The organism is Streptomyces venezuelae (genome assembly GCF_008642315.1).
In the GTDB taxonomy this organism is placed as follows: Bacteria; Actinomycetota; Actinomycetes; order Streptomycetales; family Streptomycetaceae; genus Streptomyces; species Streptomyces venezuelae_D.
In genome coordinates this window covers 2080179-2105365 of record NZ_CP029192.1, presented here as the reverse complement: position 1 = coordinate 2105365, position 25187 = coordinate 2080179, and the positions used below count along the sequence as shown (strand labels likewise).

At 71.0% G+C, this 25187-nt stretch carries 19 protein-coding genes and 2 pseudogenes; 7 read left to right on the top strand and 14 right to left on the bottom strand.

Annotated features, from left to right (window positions below; all coding sequences use genetic code 11):
• Positions 1-89: 89 nt before the first annotated feature.
• Positions 90-2033 (bottom strand): amidohydrolase, encoded by a 1944-nt coding sequence (locus DEJ48_RS08825; protein ID WP_223831964.1) that lies wholly within the window; start codon positions 2031-2033, stop codon positions 90-92.
• Between the two features lie 101 nt (positions 2034-2134).
• Between DEJ48_RS08825 and DEJ48_RS08820 the strand changes: the two genes are divergently transcribed.
• A complete protein-coding gene (locus DEJ48_RS08820) occupies positions 2135-3145 on the top strand; it encodes a LacI family DNA-binding transcriptional regulator (RefSeq protein ID WP_150215630.1) in 1011 nt (336 codons plus the stop codon).
• Here DEJ48_RS08820 and DEJ48_RS08815 read toward each other — a convergent pair.
• A complete protein-coding gene (locus DEJ48_RS08815; RefSeq protein ID WP_150215629.1) occupies positions 3133-3729 on the bottom strand; it encodes a TetR/AcrR family transcriptional regulator in 597 nt (198 codons plus the stop codon). The two genes, DEJ48_RS08820 and DEJ48_RS08815, sit on opposite strands and share 13 nt — an antisense overlap.
• An 88-nt stretch (positions 3730-3817) precedes the next feature.
• Between DEJ48_RS08815 and DEJ48_RS08810 the strand changes: the two are divergent.
• Positions 3818-4610, top strand: a pseudogene (locus tag DEJ48_RS08810) (class I SAM-dependent methyltransferase).
• Between the two features lie 6 nt (positions 4611-4616).
• On the opposite strand, the gene DEJ48_RS08805 reads toward DEJ48_RS08810, so the two are convergent.
• Complete coding sequence (locus tag DEJ48_RS08805) at positions 4617-5564, bottom strand: GNAT family N-acetyltransferase (RefSeq protein WP_150215628.1); 948 nt, start codon at positions 5562-5564, stop codon at positions 4617-4619.
• 230 nt (positions 5565-5794) lie between these two features.
• Between DEJ48_RS08805 and acnA the strand changes: the two genes are divergently transcribed.
• On the top strand, positions 5795-8509 hold the full coding sequence (gene acnA / locus DEJ48_RS08800; protein WP_150215627.1) for an aconitate hydratase AcnA: 2715 nt from the start codon (positions 5795-5797) through the stop codon (positions 8507-8509).
• Positions 8510-8749: 240 nt separating this feature from the next.
• On the opposite strand, the gene DEJ48_RS08795 is transcribed toward acnA, so the two are convergent.
• Both DEJ48_RS08795 and DEJ48_RS08790 read right to left on the bottom strand, forming a co-directional pair.
• A complete protein-coding gene (locus DEJ48_RS08795) occupies positions 8750-9520 on the bottom strand; it encodes a hypothetical protein (protein ID WP_150215626.1) in 771 nt (256 codons plus the stop codon).
• 142 nt (positions 9521-9662) lie between these two features.
• Positions 9663-10055 carry a VOC family protein gene (locus DEJ48_RS08790; RefSeq protein ID WP_150215625.1) on the bottom strand — a complete coding sequence of 131 codons (393 nt, stop codon included), beginning with the start codon at positions 10053-10055 and terminating at the stop codon, positions 9663-9665.
• A gap of 266 nt (positions 10056-10321) precedes the next feature.
• Here DEJ48_RS08790 and DEJ48_RS08785 point away from each other — a divergent pair, with 266 nt between their 5' ends.
• A complete protein-coding gene (locus tag DEJ48_RS08785) occupies positions 10322-11524 on the top strand; it encodes a S1 family peptidase (protein ID WP_223831963.1) in 1203 nt (400 codons plus the stop codon).
• Between the two features lie 48 nt (positions 11525-11572).
• On the opposite strand, the gene DEJ48_RS08780 is transcribed toward DEJ48_RS08785, so the two are convergent.
• The 3 genes from DEJ48_RS08780 to DEJ48_RS08770 all read right to left on the bottom strand — a co-directional run bounded on the left by DEJ48_RS08780 (position 11573) and on the right by DEJ48_RS08770 (position 14295).
• Positions 11573-13228: an FAD-dependent oxidoreductase gene (locus DEJ48_RS08780; protein ID WP_150215623.1), complete on the bottom strand. Its 1656-nt coding sequence runs from the start codon at positions 13226-13228 to the stop codon at positions 11573-11575.
• 174 nt (positions 13229-13402) lie between these two features.
• A complete protein-coding gene (locus tag DEJ48_RS39645; RefSeq protein WP_190537288.1) occupies positions 13403-13915 on the bottom strand; it encodes a hypothetical protein in 513 nt (170 codons plus the stop codon).
• 29 nt (positions 13916-13944) lie between these two features.
• Positions 13945-14295 (bottom strand): DUF6193 family natural product biosynthesis protein, encoded by a 351-nt coding sequence (locus DEJ48_RS08770; RefSeq protein ID WP_190537286.1) that lies wholly within the window; start codon positions 14293-14295, stop codon positions 13945-13947.
• A gap of 97 nt (positions 14296-14392) precedes the next feature.
• Here DEJ48_RS08770 and DEJ48_RS08765 point away from each other — a divergent pair, with 97 nt between their 5' ends.
• Both DEJ48_RS08765 and DEJ48_RS08760 read left to right on the top strand, forming a co-directional pair.
• A complete protein-coding gene (locus DEJ48_RS08765; protein WP_150215622.1) occupies positions 14393-18088 on the top strand; it encodes a CHAT domain-containing protein in 3696 nt (1231 codons plus the stop codon).
• The gene (locus DEJ48_RS08760; RefSeq protein ID WP_150215621.1) at positions 18085-18459 is read left to right on the top strand and encodes a hypothetical protein; all 375 of its coding nucleotides are present in this window, start codon (positions 18085-18087) and stop codon (positions 18457-18459) included. The genes DEJ48_RS08765 and DEJ48_RS08760 overlap by 4 nt, the downstream gene beginning before the upstream one ends.
• Before the next feature lie 3 nt (positions 18460-18462).
• Here the strand turns inward: DEJ48_RS08760 and DEJ48_RS08755 are convergent, their stop codons facing one another.
• Genes DEJ48_RS08755 through DEJ48_RS08740 form a run of 4 tightly spaced genes read right to left on the bottom strand, consistent with a single transcriptional unit; the run spans position 18463 to position 22028 of the window.
• Positions 18463-20367 (bottom strand): HEAT repeat domain-containing protein, encoded by a 1905-nt coding sequence (locus DEJ48_RS08755; RefSeq protein WP_150215620.1) that lies wholly within the window; start codon positions 20365-20367, stop codon positions 18463-18465.
• 1 nt (position 20368) lies between these two features.
• Positions 20369-21004 (bottom strand): DUF7019 family protein, encoded by a 636-nt coding sequence (locus tag DEJ48_RS08750; RefSeq protein ID WP_150215619.1) that lies wholly within the window; start codon positions 21002-21004, stop codon positions 20369-20371.
• Between the two features lie 5 nt (positions 21005-21009).
• Positions 21010-21246 carry a DUF397 domain-containing protein gene (locus DEJ48_RS08745; protein ID WP_150215618.1) on the bottom strand — a complete coding sequence of 79 codons (237 nt, stop codon included), beginning with the start codon at positions 21244-21246 and terminating at the stop codon, positions 21010-21012.
• Positions 21243-22028, bottom strand: a complete 786-nt coding sequence (locus DEJ48_RS08740) for a helix-turn-helix domain-containing protein (protein WP_223831962.1) — start codon at positions 22026-22028, stop codon at positions 21243-21245. The genes DEJ48_RS08745 and DEJ48_RS08740 overlap by 4 nt, the downstream gene beginning before the upstream one ends.
• A gap of 126 nt (positions 22029-22154) precedes the next feature.
• On the opposite strand from DEJ48_RS08740, the pseudogene DEJ48_RS41045 reads away from it, so the two are divergent.
• A pseudogene (locus DEJ48_RS41045) lies at positions 22155-22541 on the top strand (ATP-binding protein); the annotation flags it as partial.
• A 39-nt stretch (positions 22542-22580) separates the two neighbouring features.
• Here DEJ48_RS41045 and DEJ48_RS41040 read toward each other — a convergent pair.
• Together DEJ48_RS41040 and DEJ48_RS08725 are read right to left on the bottom strand one after the other, a co-directional pair.
• Complete coding sequence (locus tag DEJ48_RS41040; RefSeq protein WP_150215616.1) at positions 22581-23714, bottom strand: tetratricopeptide repeat protein; 1134 nt, start codon at positions 23712-23714, stop codon at positions 22581-22583.
• A gap of 4 nt (positions 23715-23718) precedes the next feature.
• Positions 23719-24987: a tetratricopeptide repeat protein gene (locus tag DEJ48_RS08725; RefSeq protein WP_150215615.1), complete on the bottom strand. Its 1269-nt coding sequence runs from the start codon at positions 24985-24987 to the stop codon at positions 23719-23721.
• Positions 24988-25187: the final 200 nt, after the last annotated feature.

The window sequence follows — 25187 nt, the reverse complement described above, 5'->3', positions numbered from 1 at the left end:
CTCAGATATGAGATGGCGTACGCGTTGGGGTAGGCCATCCGAGGATCGGCCGTAAGAGGGGCCTTTTCCGGTGCGCGGGGGCGTGCGGCTCAGCCGCAGCCGCACGAGGCGTGCCGGCCGCCGTGCACCGACGCGTACGCCGTGGGCCGGGGCCCCGCCGCCGCCCGCGTCACTCGGGCGGCGGCCGCGCGTCCTGCCGACGACTGTGCGTCGTGCACCACTGTGCCTCCGACGAGCGTCAGGCGCACCTCGGACGAACTGATATCGGCCACCGGACACCGCGTCACATCGCGGTCGAGCAGCACCAGATCGGCTGCTTTTCCCCTCTCCACGGTGCCGGTGAGGCGGTCCGAGCGGAGTTGACGCGCGGTGCCCATGGTGTGCATGAGCAGGGACGACGTACGGCTGAGGCCTTCCTCCGCGCGGTACAGGTCGCCCTCGCCCTCCATGCCCTCGCGGTCGATCGCGGTGCGGATCTGGTTCCAGACCTGCAGGGGGTCGACCGGCCAGTCCGAGCCACCCGCGAGCGCCGCGCGCCGGTCCCTCAGGCTGCGCGCCGGGTACTGCCAACGGTGGCGGCGGGCGCCGATGTAGGGCAGCAGGGCGTCCATCGTCCAGGTGTTGCGGGCGGCCCACTGGAGCTGCATGCAGGCGACGACGCCGAGCGCGGCGAACCGCGGCAGATCGGCGGGGTCGACCAGTTGGAGGTGGGCCGTGGTGTTGCGGAGATCACGGCGGCCGGTCTTCCGCAGGGCGTACGCGTACCCGTCGAGGGACGTGCGCACGGCGCGGTCGCCGATGGCGTGCGCGTGCATCTGCCAGCCCTCGGCGTTGAAGGCGGCGCTGAGCCGTCCGTAGTCGGCCGCCGACACGTACAGGTCGCCGCGGTGGTCGGTGGGCCTGCCGTCCTTGTCGAGGTACGGCTGAAGGAGCGCGGCGGTCTGCGCCGGGTACTCGATGACGCCGTCGAGGAACACCTTGACGGTCCCGAAGCGCAGTCCGCGTACGTCCCGGAAGTCGGCCCGCAGCTTGTTCGCGTACGCGAGTGCCGCGGCCGGATCCTTCGTCATGTCGGTGTCGACGCGCAGGGCGGGCACGATGCGCTGGAGCAGCCGGTCCGACTCGGCGAGCCGCTGATACAGCTTCAGCTCGTCGCGCCCCACGACGGCCTCCATGAACGTGGTGACCCCGGACGCGGCCGCCTCGGCGAGGATTTTCGCGGCGGCATCCGCCAATCGAGTCTCGTCGGGCTCGGGGATGTGCCGGGAGACGAGCGGCTGGGCGTCGTCCTTGAGCACCCCGGTCGGCTTGCCGTCCGGCCCCTTCACGATCTTGCCGCCGACCGGGTCGGGCGTGGACGCGGTGATCTTCGCGATGTCCAGGGCCCGCTGATTGGCCCACAGGTTGTGGCCGTCGCCGCCGCGCAGGGCGATCGGGCGGCGGGTCGGCAGGGCGTCGAGCATCGTGTGGTGCGGGGCGGTGCCGTGCGGCAGCAGCCCGACCGGGTTCCAGTCCTCCACGACGAGCCACCCGTCGGGCTCCTGCTCCGCCGAGTCCTTGAGGAACCCCGTCAGCGTCTTCCGCAGCTCCTCGACGGTCTGCTCGGCGCCCGCGAGCGAGGGCCGCAGCGACCGGCTCGCGGCGTCCATCGGGTGGGCGTGCCCGTCGTGGATGCCGCTCATGACGGTGCCGCCGGCCGCGTCCACGACATCGGTGTCCCGCCCGACGTGGCGCTTGACGACGGCGTCGGGACCGACGGCGAGGATGCGCCCGTCCCGCCCGACGGCCACGGCCACGGCCTCGTGCCGGGTGGGGTGGGCGGAAGTGCCGGTGAAGACGCGGGCGTTGTGCACGACGAGGGCGGCGGAGCGGCGACGGGATGCCGGGCCGGCGGGGGAGGAGGCCGCGGCGGCGGGGCCCGCCGCGGTGACGAGGCTCGCCGCCCCCACGGCTCCGGCGGCCCCCGCGGCGGCGAGGAGACCGCGCCGCGAGAGGGGGGAGGGCTGGGCGGAGGCTTCGGACGACTGGGGCACGACCACACTCCAAAGGTGACGGGACCGGCAGGGAAGGTGGAGGGAACCCTTGACGAGTAATCCGTTAACCAGAACCCGCCCCGGACGACGGATTCCGTACGATGTGCCGCGTGCCAGGGCCGACTCTCGCCGACATAGCCCGCGCCGCGGAGGTCTCGACGGCGACGGTCTCGCACGCCCTCAACGGCACCGGAAGGGTCGGTGAGGCCACCCGCCGCCGGGTCCGCGAGACGGCGACCCGCCTCGGCTACGGCACGCCGGGCCCGCCCCGTACCCGCACGCTCGGCATCGCCGTCACCACGTTCCCCGCCGCCTGGAACTACACGGACATCGCCTACTTCTCGCGCGCCGTCACCGCGGCCACCTCCGCCGCCCACGCCCGCGGCTACGCCCTCGTCACCCTCCCCGCCGACCGCGCCGCCGACGACTCCTGGCACAGCCTCGCCGTCGACGGCATGCTGATCATGGACAGCCCGCGCGGCGACCCGATGGTCCGTGCCCTGCGCGCCCGCGGCATCCCGCTGGTCTTCGACGGCGTGCCCGGCGACCCGCGCCCCGGCGACCACTGGGTCGACAACGACCACGAGTCGGCCGTCCGCGAGGTGCTCGACCACCTCGTGGCGTCCGGCGCCCGCCGCGTCGCCCTGCAGTCAGGCAGCGGCGACGAGCACTACGCGCACGCGGTGACGGCGGCGTACGAACGCTGGTGCGCGGACCGTGCCACGCCCCCTCTCGTCGTCCCGTTCGACCCGGCCGACGACGAAGGCCACGCGTTCGACGTGCTGCTGAGGGATGCCGAGAACCGGGTCGACGCCGTCCACGCCGCGTACGACCCCGGAGGCCGCCAACTCCTCGCCGCGGCGGCCCGCCACGGCCTGCGCGTCCCCGACGACCTGCGCGTGGTCTGCGCGAGCGAGGACCCCGCCTACGCGCGGACGACCCCGCCCGTGACGACGGTGACCCTTTCCCCGGAACAGATGGCCCGCGCCGCCGTGGCGGTCCTCGTCGCCCTGATCGAGGACGACGGGACGGCGCCTTCGGGCCCGGTGTCGGTCCCGGCCGGCCTGATCGTGCGGGCGTCGTCGAACCCGCGCCCCACTCAGCCGGTCTGAGGCGTCGCCCCGGCGAGCACCGTGCCGACGACCCGGCGGACCTCCGCGGCCGGTGGAGCGCCGCCGTCACGCCCGGCGAACAGCAGGTGCCCGCTCCCGACGACGGTGAAGGCGAGCGCGTCGGGGTCGCACTCCGCGACGAGCCGGCCGAGGTCGCGCTCCGCCGCGAGGTAGGCGGCGAGCACCGCCCCGGCCTCCGTCAGGAGCGGAATGCCGACCGGCGTGGTGCGGCGCAGCCGCGCCCGCAGCGCGTCGCGCGAGGCGACCAGGCCGAGGACGCCCAGCGCGAGCGGCCCGAACAGGTCCGTCAGCGCGGCGGCGACGTTCCCGGCGACCGTGCCGGTCCCCGCGGCCCCGGACAGCGCGGCGCCCCGCCCCTCCACCTCGCCGATCCGGTCGCGCACCAGCTCGGCGAGGAACGCGTCGAAGTCGTCGAAGTGCCGGTGCAGGACCCCCTTGGCGCAGCCCGCCTCCGTGGTGACCGCCCGGCTGGTCAGCGCGTTCGGCCCGTCCCTGAGCAGGACACGTTCCGCGGCGGCGAACAGTTGCTCGCGGACATCGCGGATGGCCACCCCTGTAGGCACTTGAAGCCCACCCTTCTCTCGGCCGCTCATGCTCCCACTTCGTCCCGCCCCGTTGACGAGTGGGCATGTGCCCACTCAGAGTGGGCACATGCCCACTATCCCTGAGGGCGAGCCGCACCGGCACCGTCGGATGGCCGAATCCTTCGGCGAGGACGCCGAACGCTACGACCGCGCCCGCCCCCGCTACCCCGACGCGCTCGTCCGCCGCATCGCCACCACCGCCCCCGGCCCCGCCGTCCTCGACGTCGGCTGCGGCACCGGCATCGTCGCCCGGCAGCTGCGGGCGGCGGTGCGAGGTGCTGGGGGTCGAGCCCGACGCGCGGATGGCGGACCTGGCGCGGCGGCTCGGCACCGACGTCGAGGCCGGGACCTTCGAGGACTGGGACCCGGCGGCCCGTACGTTCGACGCGGTCGTCGCCGGACAGGCCTGGCACTGGGTCGACCCGGTCGCGGGGGCGGCGAAGGCGGCCCGGGTCCTGCGCCCCGGCGGCCTCCTCGTGGCGTTCTGGAACGTGCACGAGCCGCCGCCCGCCGTGGCGGACGCGTTCGCCGACGCGCTCCACAGGGTGGCGCCGGACTCGCCGGTCGACGTCCGTTCGAAGCCGAGCCCGAAGCCGCTGCTCGACACGGCCGCCGACGGCGTCCGCGCGACGAACGCCTTCGACGACCCCGAGCGGTGGTCCTACGAGTGGCAGTGGACGTACACCCGAGACGCCTGGCTCGACCAGCTCCCCACCCAGGGCGCGCTCACCCGCCTCCCGGCGCGGGCGCGGTCCGAGGTCGTCGAGGCGGTGGGCGCCGCCGTCGACACGCTGGGCGGCAGCTTCCCGATGCGCTACACGACGGTGGCACTCACCGCTCGGACCGCGGGCACGAGCTGACGGCCATCACTGCCAGGTCATATTGATCTCACGCCCGAAATTGACGTATCCGGCGCGTCGGAAGGCGTTCGCCATCGGGGCGTTGCCCAGGTCCGTGGACGCGCGGATGCGCGGGACGTCCTGGGCGGCGAGGACGTGGGTGCCCTCGGCGAGAAGGTCGTCGATGTAGCCGTTGCCGCGGTGCGCGGGGAGGACCGCGATGTAGGCGATGATCGCGTTGTATCCGTTGTGCGCGGGGATGACGAACCCCACCGGCTCCCCGCCGGGCAGTGTCGCGATCCGCCACCAGTCTCGTGGGCTCGCGTAGCGCGCGAACTCGTCCTCGTAGTGCTTGGCGGCCGCTTCCTGGGCGGTCATCCGGGTCAGGTCGGCACGGCCGTGCGCGTCGAGGGTGCCGTCCAGGGCCACGGCCATCAGGGCCACGAGTTCCTCGGCGCCGTGGACCGGCCGGAACGCGAGGCGTCCCCCGGTGGGCACGGGGGCAAGTGACTCCGGACGCCACTCCAGCCGCAGTCGTTCGACGAAGAGCCGGGCGCCGGTCCTCTCCAACACCGTCATCCGGTCCTCGACGGCTTGTCTGGTCACCGTGTCCTCGCGCCAGTCCGGCGGGACGAAGCGGCTGTACTCGGGGGGATTCGACCCGTCGGGAAGCGTGGCGGCCATCGCGGTGCGCAGGAGCCGCACCCCGATGTCCGTGCGATCGGAGTCCGCGGCGTTGTCGTCCATGTCGAGGACGTCGAGGATGAGGGGTGTTTCGCCGTCGGCCCGACTCCACCAGGCGGCTCTGGCCAGCAGGCGGTCGCCGCGCAGGGCGACCCACATCCATTCAGGGCGTCGGCGGCCGGTGGCGAGGTCGTCCGCCAGTTCCTCGTTGAGGAGGTAGGGAAGTCGGGTGAACAGGTCCAGATCTTCGCGTCCGCCGATGGGACGTATGGTCAGGTCGTTTTCTTCCACGGTTCATGCTGCCCCCGACCTCGCGCGACGGAAACGGGACAGCCCGGGCGCGCCTCGTCGTACCCAGGGGTCATGTACTAGAGTTATCTCGACATCGAGATATCTGCCGAGGCGCACCAGAAGCCGCCACTCGGTAAGGGTTACCTAACTAAGCCTTACCTTAGCGGACCGACGAGGAGTCGTGGCGGCAGGATGTACGGAACGCGCGAAAAAATCTGAAGGAGACTGTCGTGTCGGCGAACAGCTTCGACGCCCGCAGCACGCTGCGCGTGGGCGACGAGTCGTACGAGATCTTCAAGCTGGACAAGGTCGAGGGCTCCGCACGCCTTCCCTACAGCCTGAAGGTGCTGCTGGAGAACCTGCTCCGTACCGAGGACGGCGCGAACATCACCGCCGACCACATCCGCGCGCTCGGCGAATGGGACTCGCAGGCCCAGCCCGCGCAGGAGATCCAGTTCACGCCGGCCCGCGTGATCATGCAGGACTTCACCGGCGTGCCCTGCGTCGTGGACCTCGCCACCATGCGTGAGGCCGTGAAGGAGCTCGGCGGCGACCCGGCGAAGATCAACCCGCTCGCCCCGGCCGAGCTGGTCATCGACCACTCCGTCATCGCCGACAAGTTCGGTACGTCGGACGCCTTCGGCCAGAACGTCGAGCTGGAGTACGGCCGCAACAAGGAGCGCTACCAGTTCCTGCGCTGGGGCCAGACCGCCTTCGACGAGTTCAAGGTCGTCCCCCCGGGCACCGGCATCGTCCACCAGGTCAACATCGAGCACCTGGCCAGGACCGTCATGGTCCGCAACGGCCAGGCGTACCCCGACACCCTCGTCGGCACCGACTCGCACACCACGATGGTCAACGGCCTGGGCGTGCTGGGCTGGGGCGTCGGCGGCATCGAGGCCGAGGCCGCGATGCTGGGCCAGCCGGTCTCCATGCTCATCCCGCGCGTCGTCGGCTTCAAGCTGACCGGCGAGCTGAAGCCGGGCACCACCGCCACGGACCTCGTGCTCACGATCACCGAGATGCTGCGCAAGCACGGCGTCGTCGGCAAGTTCGTCGAGTTCTACGGCGAGGGTGTGGCGGCCACGAGCCTCGCCAACCGCGCCACCATCGGCAACATGTCGCCGGAGTTCGGCTCCACCGCCGCGATCTTCCCGATCGACGACGAGACGCTGAACTACCTGCGCCTGACCGGCCGCGACGCCCAGCAGGTCGCGCTCGTCGAGGCGTACGCCAAGGAGCAGGGCCTCTGGCTCGACCCGGCCGCCGAGCCGGACTTCTCGGAGAAGCTGGAGCTCGACCTGTCGACGGTCGTTCCCTCCATCGCCGGTCCGAAGCGTCCGCAGGACCGCATCGTCCTCGCCAACGCCGCCGAGCAGTTCAAGACCGACGTGCGCAACTACGTCGACTCGGTCGACGAGGCGGGCAAGGAGTCCTTCCCGGCCTCCGACGCCCCGGCCACCACGAACGGCGTCCCGTCGAACCCGGTCCTCGTGACCGCCCCCGACGGCTCGACGTACGAGCTGGACCACGGCGCGGTGACGGTCGCGGCCATCACCTCCTGCACCAACACCTCGAACCCGTACGTGATGGTCGCCGCCGCGCTCGTCGCGAAGAAGGCCGTCGAGAAGGGCCTGACCCGCAAGCCCTGGGTCAAGACCACCCTCGCGCCCGGCTCCAAGGTCGTCACCGACTACTTCGACAAGGCGGGGCTCACTCCCTACCTCGACAAGGTCGGCTTCAACCTCGTCGGCTACGGCTGCACCACCTGCATCGGCAACTCGGGTCCGCTCCCGGACGAGGTCTCCAAGGCCGTCAACGAGCACGACCTGGCCGTGACGTCCGTCCTCTCCGGCAACCGGAACTTCGAGGGCCGCATCAACCCCGACGTCAAGATGAACTACCTGGCGTCGCCGCCGCTGGTCGTCGCGTACGCCCTGGCCGGCTCGATGAAGATCGACATCACCACCGAGGCTCTGGGCGCCGACCAGGACGGCAACCCGGTCTACCTCAAGGACGTCTGGCCCACCGAGGCCGAGGTCAACGACGTCGTGGCGAACGCCATCGGCGAGGACATGTTCAACAAGTCCTACCAGGACGTCTTCGCGGGCGACGCCCAGTGGCAGGCGCTGCCGATCCCGACCGGCAACACCTTCGAGTGGGACAGCGAGTCCACCTACGTCCGCAAGCCCCCGTACTTCGAGGGCATGGCGCACGAGCCGTCCCCCGTCGAGGACATCCAGGGTGCCCGTGTCCTCGCCAAGCTGGGCGACTCGGTGACGACGGACCACATCTCGCCCGCCGGTGCGATCAAGGCCGACACCCCGGCCGGCAAGTACCTGACGGAGCACGGCGTGCAGCGCCGCGACTTCAACTCGTACGGCTCGCGCCGAGGCAACCACGAGGTCATGATTCGCGGCACCTTCGCGAACATCCGCCTGCGCAACCAGATCGCGCCGGGCACCGAGGGCGGCTTCACGCGTGACTTCACGCAGGACGACGCGCCGGTCTCGTTCATCTACGACGCCTCGCGCAACTACATCGACCAGGGCATCCCGCTGGTCGTCCTCGCGGGCAAGGAGTACGGCTCCGGCTCGTCCCGCGACTGGGCCGCCAAGGGCACCGCGCTCCTCGGCGTCAAGGCCGTCATCGCCGAGTCGTACGAGCGCATCCACCGCTCGAACCTCATCGGCATGGGCGTCCTGCCGCTCCAGTACCCGGAGGGCCAGACCGCCTCGTCCCTCGGCCTGACCGGCGAGGAGACCTTCTCCTTCTCCGGCGTCACCGAGCTGAACAACGGCTCGACCCCGCGCACGGTCAAGGTCACCACCGACTCCGGTGTGGAGTTCGACGCGGTCGTCCGCATCGACACCCCCGGTGAGGCGGACTACTACCGCAACGGCGGCATCATGCAGTACGTGCTGCGCAGCCTGATCCGCAAGTAGTCAGCGGGCAGGACAGGCAGTCGAGGGCCGTACGTCCCGGGCATCGTCCCGGGGGGTACGGCCCTTCCGCGTGTCACCGCCCCGCTCACCCGGCGAGGGGCGCCGGCGAGTCCGAAAGGCCGGGGATCTGCCCCAGCTGTCGGGGGCCGGTCGCGCCCCCGTCGCGCGGCCGACCCCCGACGTACTGCTCACCCGTCTGCCGGCAACGTGCCTACCGCGCACGTCGCCGCGCGTGACGGGTCAGCTCAGCGGAATGCTCTTCACGGCCGAAAGCAGCGGCACGAGAACGTAGTCACCGTTGCCGGCACCGCAGCTCGGCCGTGTGTCGACGGTGTCGGAGATGTTCGTGCCGGTCGTGTACCGCTTGTCCGGGGCGGGCACGACGCTCGTCATGTGACTCTTGAGCCGCTCCGAGTAGTACACGCACTGGTGCAGGTTGAGGCGGCTGCCCGAGGTCAGGTCCAGGGGCAGGGAGCCCGAGAGCCCCGGGTTGGGCACGTGGTTGCCGTTGCCCGGACCGCAGGTGGGCGTGGTCTCTCTGGTGTTCGAGACCTTCGTGCCGGTGGAGTAGCGCCCGTCACCGCTCGGTGTCACCAGGGTGGTGAAACGGTCGGTGGCCGCGCTGCGGTAGTAGTCGCACTGCTGGAGGTTGAGATAGCGCCCCGAGCCGAGGTTCAGCGCGTTGACGCCGTGCAGGAGCGGCACCGGTACGTGGTTGCCGTTCCCCGCGCCGCAGGCGGCCGAGGTGTCGGCGGTGGCGGAGTGCTTCGTGCCGGTGGAGTAGCGGCCGTCGCCGCTCGGCGTCACGAAGGTGTTGAAGTGGTCGTCGAGGCTGCTCGCGTAGTACGCGCACTGGTGCAGGTTCAGATAGCCGGAGGCGGCGGCCCCCGACTCCCGGACCTGCTGGTCCCGGGCCGCGGCCACCGGACCCGCCGCGCCCAGGAAGGTACCCGCACCGACCGCGAGGGCGAGTACCGGTCGCCATCCGCGCATGGCCGTCCATCGCTTCATTTCGTTCTCCCGTCCGGGTGCGGGCTCCGCTCTGGAACCGTCCCGCACTTCCTGCGACGAAGCTCCCAGGGGCACCCCGCACCCCGGTATCCCGAAACCTGGGGATTGGCGGATTCGCGCGGATGCGCATGGATCCGCGCGGCTACGCCCGGGGCCACCCGCCGTACGGCACGGTGATGAGTTCCATCGCGTGCCCGGCCGGATCCAGGAAGTACACGCCCCGCCCGCCGTCGTTGCGGTTGAATTCGCCCGGCTGCTTCTGATGCGGGTCGGCCCAGTGCTCGATGCCGCGTGCGCGGATCTTGTCGTACGCCGCCTCGAACTCCGCGTCCGGGACGAGGAAGGCGTAATGCTGCGGGGTGATCGACTCGGCCGGGACGGTGGCGAAGTCGAGGGTGACGGAGTTGCTGAGGGCGACCGCGATGAACGGGCCCCATTCTTCGGCGATTTCGAGGCCCAACAGCTCCGCGAGGAATTCGGCGGACTCCCGGTTGTCCCGGGCGTGGACGATCGTGTGATTCAAATGGACGGACAAGGAATGCCTCCACAAGGCATCTCCCGACACCTCCATGCCTCACCCGGTCGGTGACCGGCACGCGATGTCGCCGTGGATCTTAGGCACGCCGCCACCGCGCTGTCGAGCGGACGGCCGACGACCCGGGAACGGCCGAGATGTGCCGCCGCGCGTCTGGACTTGCTCTCACAGTCTCCCTACGCTCTCCCGCACCATCCAGAGAGAGCGCTCTCAGAACTCAACTCCGCTCCACCCACCCCCTGTTGGAACGAAGAGAGGTCCCCCCTGTGAGACGCAAGACCACCACACGCCTCGGCCTGTCCGCCGTACTCGTCGCGGCCGCCTGCGCGGGCACCGCGCTCGTCCCCACCGCCGCCGCCGACTCCGGCCCCGCCACCGCAGGCACCTCCGCCTCGGGCGAAGCACTCGCCTCCGACGGTCTCCTCAAAGCGATGCAGCGCGACCTCGGCCTCTCGCCCGCCGCCGCCCGCGAACGGCTCGCCGACGAGAAGCAGGCCGTCAAGGTCGAGCGCGCGGCCAAGAAGGCGGCCGGGGACGCGTACGGCGGAGCCTGGTTCGACGCGGGGCGCGGCCGCCTCACCGTCGCCCTGACCGAGCGCTCCGCCGCCGCGGACGTGCGCGGCACCGGCGCGGACGTCCGCATCGTCGAGCACAGCGCCGCCGAGCTGGACGCCGCCAAGGCGCGCGTCGACAAGTTCGCGGCCAAGGGTCACGGCAAGGACAAGGTCAAGGCGCCCGCGGGCGTGGCCAGTTGGCGGGTCGACGCCAAGGCCAACCGGCTCGTCGTCGACGTCGTCGAAGGCCACCGCGCCGACAACGATGTCACCGACTTCCTCCGCCGTGCCCGCGCCACCGCCCCCCTGCGCGTGGACACGGTCCCGGAGGCGCCGAGCACCTTCGCCGCCGGAACCGTCGGCGGCGACCCGTACTACACCGGCAACGTCCGCTGCTCCATCGGCTTCTCCGTGCACGGCGGCTTCGTCACCGCCGGGCACTGCGGCAAGGCGGGCGCGGGTGTGCGCGGCTGGGACGGCTCCAACATCGGGTCGTTCCAAGGCTCTTCGTTCCCCGACAACGACTACGCGTGGGTGTCAGTCGGCAGCGGCTGGTGGACCGTACCGGTCGTGCTCGGCTGGGGCGCGATCCCCGACCGGCTCGTGAAGGGGTCGGCGGAGGCGCCGGTCGGCACGTCGATCTGCCGCTCCGGTTCCACCACGAAGTGGCACTGCGGGAATCTTCTCGCCAAGAACGAGACCGTCAACTACTCGGGCGGCGCCGTCGTCCACCAGCTGACCAAGACCAGCGTCTGCGCCGAGGGCGGTGACTCGGGCGGCTCGTTCATCAGCGGCGACCAGGCCCAGGGCGTGACGTCCGGCGGCTGGGGCAACTGCAGCAGCGGTGGCGAGACGTGGTTCCAGCCGGTGAACGAGATCCTTCAGCGGTACGGGCTGCGGCTGCACACCGCATAACGTGCGCGATGCGCCCGGCTGCCGTAACGGCCGGGCGCATCCGTCCAGTTACCGCGCGGGCCGGATCGACAACCTGTGCCGGAACTCGTCCCGCGGGTCGTACTCCGCCTTCACCCGCTGCAACCGCGGATAATTGTCCTTGTAGTAGAGCGTGTACCAGGGCACGCCCGACTTGTTCTGCTCCGGGTCGTCCAGGTCCGCGTCCGGGTAGTTGATGAACGCGCCGTCGCTGACCGCGCCCGGCACCGGGACGCCGCCGCTGTCGGCGTACACCCCGCGATAGAGCGAGCGCACCCACTCGGTTTCGCGGGTGCCGTCCTGCGTCTCCGCGTCCCAGCCCGCCATGTAGACGGCCTTCAGGATCGAGTCGCGCTGTGCGACGGCGGTGGCGTCGGGGGCCACCTTGCGGGCGGCGCCCCCGTAGGCGACGAGCCACAGAGTCCCGCTGATGCGCGCTGCTGGGTCGTCGGACGGCCTCAAGTGCTCGTGCAGTACGTCGAGTTGCCGGTCCGTGTAGGTCTTCCGCAGATACGCGCTCTTGACCTTGAACGGCGAGGACCTGGTGTCCGTGATGGAGGTCAGCGCGTTCAGCCACGACAGCGGAGGCCTGCGGATGGCGGGCTGGGCCCCCACCCCTCTCCCCACGGCGGCGATGTAGTCGTCCACGAGCCGCCGCGCGCCCGGCACGGCCGTGTCGATCACACCGGCGAGGACGGCGCCCGAGCCCGCCGCCTGGGTGGTGTTGACCATCAGCACGCTGAAAAGGCTCGCGTACGGCGAGTCGGGGTCACTGTTGCGTTCGCACCACTGCCCGTGGTTGCGCATGAGGGTCTTGAAGTCCCGCGCGTCGAGGTCCTTCCAGCTCCAGCCGGCCCGGAAGGCGAGGAAGGAGGCGGGGGCCCTTGGCAGCAGCTCGGCCGGGTCGTCGCCGCGGGCCCCCGGGGTACGGAACCAGTACCGCGTCACGACGCCGAAGTTGCCGCCGCCCGCGCCGGTGTGCGCCCACCACAGGTCGTGGTGCGGGGTGTCCGGGTCGCGTTCGGCGATGATGGCGCGGGCCTTGCCGTCCTTGTCGACGACGACGACTTCGAGGGCGTGCAGATGGTCGACGGAGACGCCGTCGCGCCGCGACATCACGCCGTAGCCACCGCCGACGACGTGCCCGCCGATGCCGACCTCCGCCGTCGCGCCCGCGGGAATCGTCACGCCCCAGCCGATGAACAGCTCGCGGTACACCTCGGCGAGCTGCGCGCCGGGCTCCACGCAGAACGCCCGCCGCTCGGCGTCGTACGAGATCTCGCGCATCGGCGACATGTCGATGACGGCCTTGATGTCCGGGTGGTCGACGAAGTCCTCGAAGCAGTGGCCTCCGCTGCGTACGGCGATGCGCTTGCCCTGCCGTACGGCTTGCTGCACGGCGTCGACGACCTCGGCGGTGGAGTGCACGACGCGGTAGTAGTCGGGCTTGCCGACGAAGCGGGCGTTGCAGCCGCGTTGGGTGAGGGAGAGATAGCGGGGGTCGTCGGGGCCGATGGGGGCGGTGGGCGACCCGGTGCGCGGGGTGGGCGTCGGCGTCCCTTCGGCGGCTCCGGCCGTCCCGGCGGTTCCGATTGCGAACGCCGCGCCCCCGGCTGCGGTGGCCGCGATCACGTGTCTGCGACTCGGAGCGTTGGTGACTCTCTCTGGGTTCTCCGGCTCTGCCATGTGTGGTCCCCCGTCGGGTGAGTGGTGTGGGTCGCGTGAGGCGCGATCGACCCCACCACCATCACGGCGGGTGTGGCCCCCGTCATCCACCGTTCGTCCGAGGGGCGCGTGCTCTCCAGGGTGCAGACGAACCCCTTAGGGGTGGGCCTGTAGATGGAGGGCTTTCCGGCCAGATCAGAGCACCGTCGCGTGGATGCGGGCGATGGCCCGCAGCACCTCGTCGCGGTTCTTCGCCTGCTGCATCCACGCGGGCAGCCGGGCCACCACGGTCATCTTCCGGCCGTGGTCGTTCCAGGGAATCCCTTCACGCAACTGCGCCTGCACGAACCGCTTGAGCAGGTCCAGGTGCTCCAGGTTGTACGCCCACACCCAGCCGTGCCGGGTCTCGGTCTGGAGCCACAGCCGGGCGCCGAAGTACGGGTCCCTGGCTGATCCGCAGGGGTCCCGGCGGAAGGCCAGGCCACCGCGACGCGATTCCTTCGCCGTACCGCAGGTGCGGCAGACGAGACGCCTCGGCACGAAGAGGCCCGGGGCGGGTTCTCCGGGAGGGCTCGGTGCCGGTGCAATGTGTGCGGCTTCGTCGCAGTCGGGACAGCGCACGAGGACGGAGTCCAGGAAGTCGAGCCTCGTGCGGCGCGGGTCACGGAACCGGTGGGGGTGGGTCGCGGTCCGGCTCGTCGGGCTCATGGGCCCAGTATGGTCCAGTCGACGGGGCGCTACGACGACAGGTGGCGTACGGCCAGCGCCACCGCCTCACTCGGTGTGGCGAACAGGCCGAGGTTCGGGGTCAGGAAGCCGGTGCCCACTCCGTACGTGCCGTCGCCGTTCGTCGTCAGGCACGGTCCCGTCAGGGTCAGCTCCGGGCGCGTGGTGGTCGAGAAGCGCAGCGCCCAGTGGCTGGTGAACGGGTACAGGGCGCGTAGTTCCGGTGCGGCGTACGCGGCCTCGATGAGGCTCCGGTAGGCGGGCGCCCAGGGGTAGGGCAGCTCGCTCGCCTCCGTGCGAAGGTCTTGCCACTCGTTCTCCGTCTGGCGTGCGAAGTCGGCGGCGTCGGGATGTATCGGCATGAGGCCTGAGTGTGCCGGATCGCCGCGAGGCCGCGCAGCCCCGGCGCCCGTCATGCGGGCCCTGGTACGGCGCCGCTACGTAACGTTACGATGGCATATGGTCGCCGGTCTGATTTTGGACGCCAACGGGTTCGAGCTGGTTGTGGATGGCCGACGGGTGGGTCCGCGGCGGCTGTTGCAGACTTCAGACGTCGACCTCCTCGACAAGGTCGCCGCCCAGTACGTGGACGCCGTGCGCAGCGGCTCCAAGGAGCAGGTGTTGCTCGCGGTGGGGCGTGACTTGTATGGGTGGCTCGACGGCGACCTCGGCCAGTTGACGCGCCTGCTCGATGAGGCGTCGGCGCCGCTGGTGTTCGAGGTTCAGGCTCCGGCGCGACCTTCGGCAGCGGCGTGGGCGCTGCTGCGGGCCCCGTACGAGTTGCTGGCCGGCCCCGAGGGCGGGTTCCTGGCGGAGTCGCCGAAGCTGTTCGCGGTGGCGCGGCGACTCGGTCAACCGAGTGTGCCGCAGACCCTGGACGGGTACCGGCTCGGGGTCGCGTTCATGGCATCGGCACCCCGGGGACAGCACGAACTGGACTACGAGGCCGAGGAGATGGCCATCCTCACCGCCGCCGGAGAGACGAGCCTCGATCTCGTCGTCGAGGACTCCGGCAATCCCGAGCATCTCGGCCTGCGCCTGTCCGAGCTCGGTGGAATGCCGGTGGTTCATCTGTCGTGCCACGGGCTGCACAACTGGCGTCCTGGGCCGGACGAACCCGCCACTCCGGTCCTGCTGATGGAGGACGATCTCGGGGACGGCTCTCCGACCAGCGCGGACGCGCTGGTGGGTTTGCTGACCCCTCGTCCGCGGCTGGCGTTCGTGTCGGCCTGCCTGACCGCCACCGGTGCCGACGTGACCGGACATGTTCCCGCTGGTGCCGGTCACCGGGGCGGTCCTGCGCCCGATCCCGGCGTGCCGGTGGCGCACTCGTTGGCCACCGGGCTGGTGACCGCCGGGATTCCTGCCGTCATCGGCTGGGACGGCTCGGTCAGCGACCGAGCCGCCACGCGTTTCGCCGAACGCCTGTACCAGCAGCTCAGCCGCCGGGTCGAGGTGACCGAGGCCGTCGCCGTCGCCCGCCGCCATCTACTGGCCTGTTCCGACGAGCGCCAGCGCGCCGACTGGCACCTGGCGCGGTTGTGGCTGGGCCCGGCTGGTGGCGGCTCTGTGGTCGGGGGAAACCGCAAGCGCCAGATGGTGCCCCCGCACCACGGGACCCAGACGTTCATGGACCGCAAGCACCAGCTACGGGTCGCGGCAGCGGAGATGTTCGTGGGCCGTCGCCCGGAAATGCAGCAGACGCTGCGCGCCCTGCGCGGCGGGCGGAAAGCCGGGGTCCTGCTCCAGGGGCAGGGCCGGTTGGGCAAGTCGAGCCTGGCCGCCCGGATCGCCGACCGTCACCCCAACCGGGCCGTCGCCGTTGTGTTCGGCGACTACACCCCGACGGCGATCATCGACGCCATCGCCGACGCCGTCGCCGCCAACCCCGATGCCCGCGCCCTCATCGAGGCGAGGCGCGCCGAGCTCCGTGAACAGCCGGACCGCCTGCGGCCACTGCTGATCGACCTGCTGGCCGGACCGTGCGCCCAACAACTCGACGACATCCGCAAACCCCTCCTGCTGATCATCGACGATCTCGAACAGATCCTCACCGCCGACCCCGACGGCCCGCACCGGGTCGATCCCGAGCACGCCGCCGTACTCGCCGACGTGCTCAGTGCGTTCGACCCGTCCATGACCGACAGCCGTCTGCTGATCACCAGCCGCTATACGTTCGCGCTCGACGGGTTGCAGGCTCGGTTGGAACCGGTCCAGTTGCAGCCGTTGTCGTCGGCGGCGCAGCTCAAGCTCCAGCGCCGTCAGCAGGGCCTGGCCCCGGCCGGGTACGCAACCCAGCGAGCCGACCTGGCCCAGCGGGCCCTTGACGTCAGTTGCGGCAACCCCGGACTCCAGGACCTCATCGGGCTGCGCCTGGTCTACAGCAGCCAGGTCGACCAGGCCCGTGCCGAGGCCGCGGTCGCGGGCATGGAGGCATACCTTCACCAGGGTGACCTGCCGGCCGACAACGCCGACATCGGCGATTTCCTGGCGAACCTGGCCCTCGACGCACTCCTTGACCAGGCCGGACCCACCCACTGCGCCCTGTTACGGGCCTGCACCCTGTTCACCGTCCCGGTCCCGCAACCCGTCATCGACGTCATCGCCGCCGCTGTCGGCGGATCGGCGGCCCGCCTGTGCGGCCTCGGGCTCCTCGACACATTTCCCGACCAGCATCGCCCCAACGTCCCGGCCCTGGCCGTCAACACCCTCGCGGCCGGACGCCTGGCGCCCCTCACCTCCGACGAGCAGGCCGTCCTCGCCTCCGTGGCTGCCGAACCGCTGTACGCCCAGTGGGGCGGCCCCATACCCCGCCCCGACCGCGGCGGCGACATGGACCTGCAGTTGACGCAACTGGCCCTGGCCGCCGACAACCCGACCATCACCGCCGACTGCGCCACTGCGGCCGTGTCCGCCCTGCGGCAGGGCCCGGCGTCCACCGCCGCCGAACTCGGCCACCACGCGATCACTCTCCTCGACCGCCACGACCACGAGGTCCCCGTCGGCCTGTTACGGGCCGTCGCCGACGCGGCCGTCACCAGCGGAGACGGCGCCCACGCCGACACCCTGCTCAACCGTGCGGTCCAGCAAACCCGGACCAGTGAGGTGCAGATCAACCCGGCAGCCCACGGCGCACTTCTCTACGACCAGGCCAACCGCCTGCTCACCCGCGGCGAGGTTGACCAGGCCGAGGACTTGCTTCACCAGGCCCGCCAACTGTTCACAGACGCCGGCGACACTCGCTCGGTCGCGGTCATGTGGGGGCAGACCGCCGACATCCTTCAGCAGCGGGGCGAGGCCGACGAGGCACTACGGCTCCGCCGTGAGGTCGAACTGCCTGTGTACGAGCGGATCGGTGACACCCGGTCGGTCGCGGTCACCTGGGGGCAGATCGCTGAGATCCTTTATCAGCGGGGCGAGGTCGAGGAAGCATTGCGGATCCGCCGCGAGGTCATCCTGCCTGCATTCGAGCGGATCGGTGACACCCGTTCGGCCGCAGTCGCCTGGGGGCAGATCTCTGACGTGCTTCAGCAGCGGGGCGAGGTCGAGGAAGCATTGCGGATCCGCCGCGAGGTCACCCTGCCGACGTACGAGCGGATCGGTGACACCCGCTCGGTCGCGATCACCTGGGGGCAGATCGCTGACATTCTCGAACAGCGGGGCGAGGTCGACGAAGCATTGCGGATTCGCCGTGAGGTCGAACTGCCTGTCTACGAGCGGATCGGTGACACCCGTTCGGTCGCGGTCACCTGGGGGCAGATCGCCGAGATCCTCTTTCAGCGGGGCGAGGTCGACGAAGCAATCGAACTACAGCGCAAGCGCTTGAAAGCAAATGAGCAGCTCAGGGACATGGATGGCGTCGCGGCAGCCAACTGGGGCCTTGCGCGCATCGATCTGAGTCGCGAGGATTTCGACGCGGCCATCCCGAGGCTGTCCACCTCATTTCACTTGTTCTTGCAGCTTCAGCGACCGGATGGCATCGCGGTTGTCGGGGCCACCTGGGGGCAACTTCTGCTGGCCGCAGGCGAACGCGCACAGGCCCGACAGGTGTTCCAGACGAGCCGAGCCGCTGCCGTCAAGATCGGTATGTCGGACGTAGTCGACGAGCTCGACGAGTTACTGGATGCCACCGACGACGGAAACGAGGAACCGTGATCATCGAGTTTGTCGGAGCGGACGCCGAAGCCGCCGGGAAGAGTGTCGCCGCGTTGACCACGGAATGGGGCTACCCACCCGAACCCGTTGCGACAGCGGAACCGGCGATCGATCCGGACTCCAAGGTCGTCGACCCTGTTGCGGTGACGGCCCTGATCGTGTCCATCCCCTCAGCCATGCTCGCGGTCGCGGACATCGCCGACCGTATCCACAAACGGCGCCGCGCCGGCGATCTCATCGAACGCGCCCAACAGCTCAGGGCTCAGCAGGCAACGGCACGACTCGTCCGCGAAGACCGCTCCGTCGACCTGGCCACTCTCACTCCCGACCAGCTTCTGGACCTCATCGCCGACGAGGATTCCGCGACCTGAACCTCAGCGCCTGCGGTCCGCGATGGTGCGGAGCGCCGCGCGTACTTCCTCGCTCGCGAGACCCTTCGTCCGGCAGTACGTGAGGACGTGCGCGTCGGCCTCCTCCGTGTCCAGCGCAGCGAGGCCGCGCAGGGCGGTGTCGCGCGGGTAGTAGCCGGGGTCGGCGCTGAGGATCGACGCCAGGGGTGCGACGCAGTCGGGGGAGTGGCGGGCGACCAGGGTCTCGGTCGCGGAGACGCGGACGTCCGCGGTCTCCGGCGAGGTCGCCAGCACGGCCAGCCCCGACACCGCTTCGGCCCCCGCGCACTCGGCGAGCGCCGTCACCAGTTCCTCCCCCACGTCCGGCCGGAACCGCGACGCCATCGCGGCGAGGACGTGCACCGCCGGGGCGCCCATGCGGCCCAACGCCCTCACCGCGCCCCGCGCGACGTCACGGTTCGCGTCCGTCGAGGCGATCTCCCCGAGCGCGGCGACCGCCTCCCGCACGGGGAACCCACCCAGCGCCCGCACCGCCTGCACCCGCACCGGCTCCGACGGGTCGCGTGCGGCGGCCAGCAGGACGCGTAACGACTCTGGCGCACCGATGCGGCCCAGCGCGTGCACCGCCCGAGCGCGCAGTGTGCCCGGCTCCTCGTTGTCGCCCGCGAGGGACGCGAGGCGCGCGGCGGCCGGTTCGTGTCGCAGGTCCCCGAGCGCGTCGGCGGCGGCCGATCGTACGTCCCTGGGGTTCTCCGGGCCGAGCGCGTCCAGGAGCAGCGGCGCCGCGTCCGCGCACTCCAGCAGCCCCAATGCGATGGCGGAGCCCCGGCGTTGCGGCCGGGCCGCGGGGGAGTCGTCCGCCAGCGCCGCGAGCAACTCCCGTACGGGCGGCTCGGGCAGCGCCGACAGAGCCCGCGCGACCGTGTCGACGGTACGGTCGTCGCCCAGCGCGGCGAGCAGCGCTTCGGTCGCCGCGCTGCCTCCGACCGCGCCGAGCGCCGATGCCGCCGCTCTGCGCACCATCGGTACGGACTGCTCGCCGAGCAGAGCGATCAGGTTCGGTATGTCCCGGTAGTCCTCGCCGAAGCGTGCGGGGTGTTCCTGGATGTACGCGCAGACCGTCACGGCGGCGCAGGCGGGAGTACGGTCCTCGGCCGGTATCCGCGGCGCGGCGCCGTGGACGTGGCTCCGCAGTATCTCCATGCCGTAGTTGGTCCTGGCCAGGAGGGCGGCGGCGGGTCGTGCGGTCGCCGCGTCCGGGTCGCACAGCGCGCGCGTCAGCATGAACTCGGCGTCCGTGCCCGCCGGTGGCGGCCAGCAGTCCTCGGGGAGCTGCGCGAGCGCCAGGACCGCCCCCTTCCGCAGGCGCGGTGAGCTGCCTTCGGATGCCGCCAGGTACAGCAATGCCGGTGCGGTACGAGGGTCACGCATCGCCCCCAGCGTCTCCACGGTGTGCATCTCGTCGCCGGGCAGCAGCGCCCAGAGCGCGGCAAGGAGTGCGGGCACGGCCTCCGGAGGGCGCAGCCGGGCCACCGCCTCGACGACCATGCGTGGCGGCTTCGGGTCGCCCAGGCGGTGGATGAGCTCACGGACCGCCTCGGGGCCGCCGACCGCGCCCAGGTCCTCGTACATCCGGGCTGCCCGCGCCCAGTTGTCCGGTTCGCCGCGCCGCGCCGTCCTCAGGATCCGGGGGACGGCGCGGCGGTCCCGCAGCTCCGCGAGGGCGGACAGTGCGTGCAGGTGCAGCCGTTTCGGGTAGGCGTCCGGCCGGTTGACGCAGTCGAAGAGGGCGTCGGCCGCCTCACGCCCGCCGATGTCCCTCAGCAGGTCGACGGCCCACGAGTAGTGCGGGGAGGGGCCGGACCGCATGACTTCGGCCAGGCCCGCGACATCGCCCTCCAGCCGCATCCGCACGATGTCCGGCTCCACGTCAGGCCTCCCGGCGCGTGTCCTCGTCCGCCATCGCCACGTACAACGGCGTGCCTACGACGATGTCGACCTGTCGTCCGTCCCGGCCGGCCGCCGTGCCGTGCAGCAGCCGTCGTGCGAGGAACTCGCTGTAGACCGGCGGCTCCTTCAACGTCTCGGCGAACTCCAGGACGTCATGTGCCGCGTCCTGTCCGTGCGCACGTCCTTGCCGGTCGTCCAGCAGCCTGAACAGTGACGGCAACATCGAGTAGGTGCGCTGGATCGTCTCGGGCGCGGTGCGCTGGCCGAGGAGGTGGTGCGCCGAGCCGATCAGCGCGATCACGGTGTCGCCGTCGCGGCCCGTCATGAACGTCGGCCCCTCGGGAGACCCGTACCCGGCGACCCGCAGCTCCAGGTCACCCCGGAACCAGGGCCTCGGCTCCGTCATCCAGCTGACGTCGAACTCCCGCTCCAGGTAGGCCTCGACGATGTCCAGCTTGTCGTACGAGGTCACGTCCGCACGCGGCGACTGGACGGCGACACTGAGCACCTTGAGGTCGACCTTCGCCTCGACGGCGAGCCTTTTCAGCAGCTTCGGCGGGATCTGCTCGTACAGCATGTCCAGCTTGGTGCGGGAGACGTAGAGGTAATACCTCACGTGCGTCAGGGGAGCTTCAGGAACGCGGTCCAGGCGTCCGGGGTGACGGTGAAGTGCGGGCCGTCCGGGTTCTTGGAGTCGCGGATGTGGATGGCGGTGGGGTGGGTGGCGACCTCGACGCAAGCGCCGCCTTCGTCGCCGCTATAGCTCGACTTTCGCCAGTTGTAGGCGGCTTCGAGACATGCGCCGCCCTGTTCACTGCTGTAGCTCGACTTGAACCAGGTAAGCGCGGTGCCGCTCATTGCTCTCCTAGCAGACGGTCCAACAGGTCTCTGGTCTCAAGGGGGTTGAGAGCCTGTGTCCGCAGCATCGCACACTTGCGCTCCAGAATGGACACCTCGTCCGGGTCGGCGATCAGTTGGCTGCCTCGCTGTGCCTCGGTGTAGCCAAGGCGCTGGTGGTCCGGGGTTTCGATGAGGATGAAGGGCCCGGACAGCCCGGCGTGGAAGCTGCGGCCGACGGGCATGACCTGAAGCGTGACGCCAGGCAGGGAGGTCAACTCGAGCAGGTGACGAAGCTGGGCAACGTACACGTCGTCGCCGCCGAGGCGGTCCATCAAGGTCACCTGGGAAATGATGAAGCACACTGTCGGAGGCGCTCGCCGGTGGAGAACTTCTTGGCGCTCCATGCGCGCCGCAACGCGTAGCTCAATCTCGTCCTCGGTGAGTGCCGGAACATCGTTCTGGAACACACCTCGTGCGTAGTCCGAGGTCTGAAGCAGGCCAGGCAGGACCTGGTTGTCGTACCAGGACAGAGCAAGTGCCTCACGCTCGAGGTCCATGTACTCCTCCGCCCACCTCGGAACGAGGTCGATCTCCGGCATGTTGGAGACCGCAGTCTCCAACGTGCCGTTGGTGCCCAGCAAAGCGTCAAGCTGCACCGCCAAGTCCAGCTTCAACGCCCTCCGCCCCTGCTCCACGGAGGCGATTTGCTCCTCGCTGAGGCCAAAACGCTCGGCGAGCGAACTCTGCGTGTAGCCGGCTGCGGACCGGTGCAGTGCAAGCAGAGCACCCACCATCCGCATCGCCGACGCGTTCCTGTGTGATCGTCGCCTTGGCCTGCTCATACGGTCCAACTCCCCAACAGAAGCCGTGCTTGCACGCAGGGAACCCGTACAGCCCGCCCGTACGGGTTTACACACTGCTTCATCATGACCACGGAGAGTGACTCTCGTCACGTGAACCGAGAAAGTTTCTACCGGCGCGAGCGCCACTCCATCCCCGCAGCCCGCGCCTTCGCCGCCGCAGCGCTCGGCGACTGGGGGATCGAGGGTGAACGCGCCGACGACATCACGCTCTGCGTCAGTGAGTTGGTGACCAACGCGCTATTGCACGGCGTCCCGCCCGGACGGGGATTCCGGCTGTACGTCGACCATGGCGGCGACACCATCCGCGTGGCCGTGCACGACAGCGGCAGCGGACGGCCGAGGCTCGACCTCGACGAGCGGGAGGACGGCGAGTCGGGGCGCGGACTCCTGCTCGTCGCGGCGCTGGCCGACAAGTGGGGGGTCGAGGAACAGGCACCGGGCAAGACGGTGTGGTGCGAGTTCGTCCTCGCGCCGCCACCCCTCCTCGCGTCAGCTGTTCTTCTTGCGGTCGAACCAGACCGTGGCGAGCGTCGGGACGAGGCCGGCCCAGAACAGCACCTGCGGCACGGTCCGTTCGGACCACGGGATCTCCGCGATGAGCAGTGTGCAGAGCATGGCCCACGCGGCCTGAGCGAGGACGATGCGCGCCCACTTGCGGCGCCGGATGAGGGAGCGGATGTTGATGCGGACGCCCGCCCGCAGCCGCCGGTACCTGAGCAGGGCGCCCACCGTCCACAGCGCGGACATCGGGACGAGGAACCAGAGGCGCTGGCCGAGCGAGACGGGCAGCTCGCGCGGGGTCTCGCCCTCGGTGACGAAGAGGTCGAGGCCGGAGGCCGCGATGACGGCGAGGCAGAGCAGGGCGAGCCAGCGGATGCCGCGCAGCATGCGGTACGACGCGTCGTCGAGGCCGTCCCGCATGGGACGGGAGTCCGGGGCGGAGGCCAGCGCGTCGGCGTACAGCGTGGCGGCCTCGCGGGCCTTGACGCCGGGCGCGGAGGCGGCCTTTCTGGTCTGGCGGGCCAGGGCGTATGGGTGGTTCGGGTCGAGGCGGAGGATCGCGTGGTCCAGCTGGTCGGCGCCCGTGCTGTTGCCGGCCAGGTCGGCGATCTGCCAGGCCACTTCGTGCGCGTAGACCTCTTCGGGACCGAGGCGGAGCGCCTCCATGGCGATGTCGCCCGCCTCGTGGAGGGGGCCCTGCATCTGTGCGGCGGTGATCTGGCCGCCGCCCGCCTGCCCGATGCGGACGAGGCGGATGCGCCAGACGACGTCGGCGAGGAGGGCGTACGCGTACCAGTAGTCAGGAGCGAGACGTATCGCCTCCCGCAGTACGCCCTCCGACTCCTGCCAACGCGTGCCGCCGACGCCGCGCAGGGCGTGGGAGCGCATGATGAGACCGCCGACGTCCTCGGGGTCCAGCGCGAGCGCCCGGTCCGTCGCCGTCAGGGCCTTCGCGTGCTGGTCGGAACGCACGAAGCAGAGGGCGAGTTTGGTCCAGGCCCGGATGTCGTCCGGGGCCTCGACGAGGCGCTGCCCGAGCAGGGCCTCGGCCTCGTCGTACCGCTTGAGCTCGATGAGTCCGTCGGCCCGCTCGACGGTGGGGTGCACAGTGCCGGTGCTCACAGCTCTACAGCTTCCGCTTCTTCTTGAGGTAGGTGACCAGGTCGTCGTACATGCCGCCCTCGTTGGCGAACATCGCCACGTTGCGGGCGGAGGCGAACCACGGGTCGCTGGAGGGAGGGATCGTGGCGGCCGCGGCCGTCAGGTCCTGCATGCCGATCATGCGGACGGTGCCGGTGCGCGCGGAGTCGAGGAGCGCGCGCTCGGCGGCGGCCTCGCAGAGGTGGGCGAGGTCGGCCCCCGACAGGCCGTCGGTGGCCTTGGCCAGCTTCCGCAGGTCGATGCCCGCGACGGGGCGGTCCTTGAGGTGGTAGCGGAGGATGGCCTCGCGGGCAGGGGCGTCGGGCGGCAGGACGAGGATAGTGCGGTCCAGGCGGCCGGGGCGGCGCAGCGCGTTGTCCACGTCCCAGGGGACGTTGGTGGCGGCCAGCACGAACACGCCCTCGTTGGCGCCCGCGTCGATGCCGTCGAGCTCGGTGAGAAGCTGGTTGACGGTGTTGCGCATGCCGCTGTGGGCGGTGCGGCTGCGCTTGGCGCCGAGGGCGTCCAGCTCGTCGAGGAAGAGGACGCAGGGGGCCTGGCGCCGTGCTGTCTCGAAGACCTCGTGCATGTTGCGCTCGGAGTTGCCCATCCACATGTCGAGCACGTCGTTGATGGATATGGAGAGGAAGTTGGCGCCGAGTTCGCCCGCGACGGCGCGGGCGATGAAGGTCTTGCCGCAGCCGGGCGGGCCGTAGAGCAGGAGGCCGCCGCGCAGGCTCTTCCCGTACAGCTTGCGCAGCTCGGGGTTGCGCAGCGGCGCGAGGAACGCGGCCTCCAGGCGGTCCTTGACGTCCTGCATGCCGCCGACGTCGGCGAGCCGCACGCCGTCGGGCGCCTCGACCTCCCACGCTGAGGCGGCACCGGGGTCGCCGCTCCCGTCGGCGGTCCGCGGCGCCTCGGGGACCGCTGGGCTCTCGACGAAGCGGGGCGGGACGACGTCACCGACCTGGTCCTCGGCGGCCTTCCAGTTGAAGCCTGCGGGGGGTGCTTGTGACTCCGCGGGCGGCTGGGGTGCTTGCGGCGGCTGGGGCGCCCCCATCGCCCGCGCCATCAACTCCCGCGCCTGCGGGTCACCCGGCGCGCGCTGGAGGGCGACGGCGGCCTCGGCGACCGCCTCGTCGTGATGCCCGCCCGCGATGAGGAGCTCCGCGAGGTGCAGCCGCAACGGCACGTCGTCGGGCGCACCCGCGACGGCGGTGCGCAGGCTCTGGATCAAGGGGGAGTGCTCGGGCATGGGACGAGGATACGGGGGGCGTCACACGAGGTGAGCGGCCCGCCCGCCGCGCATGAGGGGTCCGCCCACCGCGCGTGAAAGGTCCGCCCACCGCACGTGAGCGGTCCACCCGCCGCACGTGAGCGGCCTGCCCCCGGCACGACAGCGGCCCGCCCACCGCCCCCGACCGAGGTCAGGTGCGGCAGGCGGGCCGGGGTCGC

Excerpts from the sequence above, each read along its gene's own strand:
- DEJ48_RS08795 (WP_150215626.1), bottom strand. The coding sequence starts at position 9,520 with ATGAAGCGATGGACGGCCATGCGCGGATGGCGACCGGTACTCGCCCTC.
- DEJ48_RS08820 (WP_150215630.1), top strand. The coding sequence starts at position 2,135 with ATGTGCCGCGTGCCAGGGCCGACTCTCGCCGACATAGCCCGCGCCGCG.
- DEJ48_RS08745 (WP_150215618.1), bottom strand. The coding sequence starts at position 21,246 with ATGAGCGGCACCGCGCTTACCTGGTTCAAGTCGAGCTACAGCAGTGAA.
- DEJ48_RS39645 (WP_190537288.1), bottom strand. The coding sequence starts at position 13,915 with ATGAGCCCGACGAGCCGGACCGCGACCCACCCCCACCGGTTCCGTGAC.
- DEJ48_RS08770 (WP_190537286.1), bottom strand. The coding sequence starts at position 14,295 with ATGCCGATACATCCCGACGCCGCCGACTTCGCACGCCAGACGGAGAAC.
- DEJ48_RS08765 (WP_150215622.1), top strand. The coding sequence starts at position 14,393 with ATGGTCGCCGGTCTGATTTTGGACGCCAACGGGTTCGAGCTGGTTGTG.
- DEJ48_RS08725 (WP_150215615.1), bottom strand. The coding sequence starts at position 24,987 with ATGCCCGAGCACTCCCCCTTGATCCAGAGCCTGCGCACCGCCGTCGCG.
- DEJ48_RS08740 (WP_223831962.1), bottom strand. The coding sequence starts at position 22,028 with ATGCGGATGGTGGGTGCTCTGCTTGCACTGCACCGGTCCGCAGCCGGC.
- DEJ48_RS08780 (WP_150215623.1), bottom strand. The coding sequence starts at position 13,228 with ATGGCAGAGCCGGAGAACCCAGAGAGAGTCACCAACGCTCCGAGTCGC.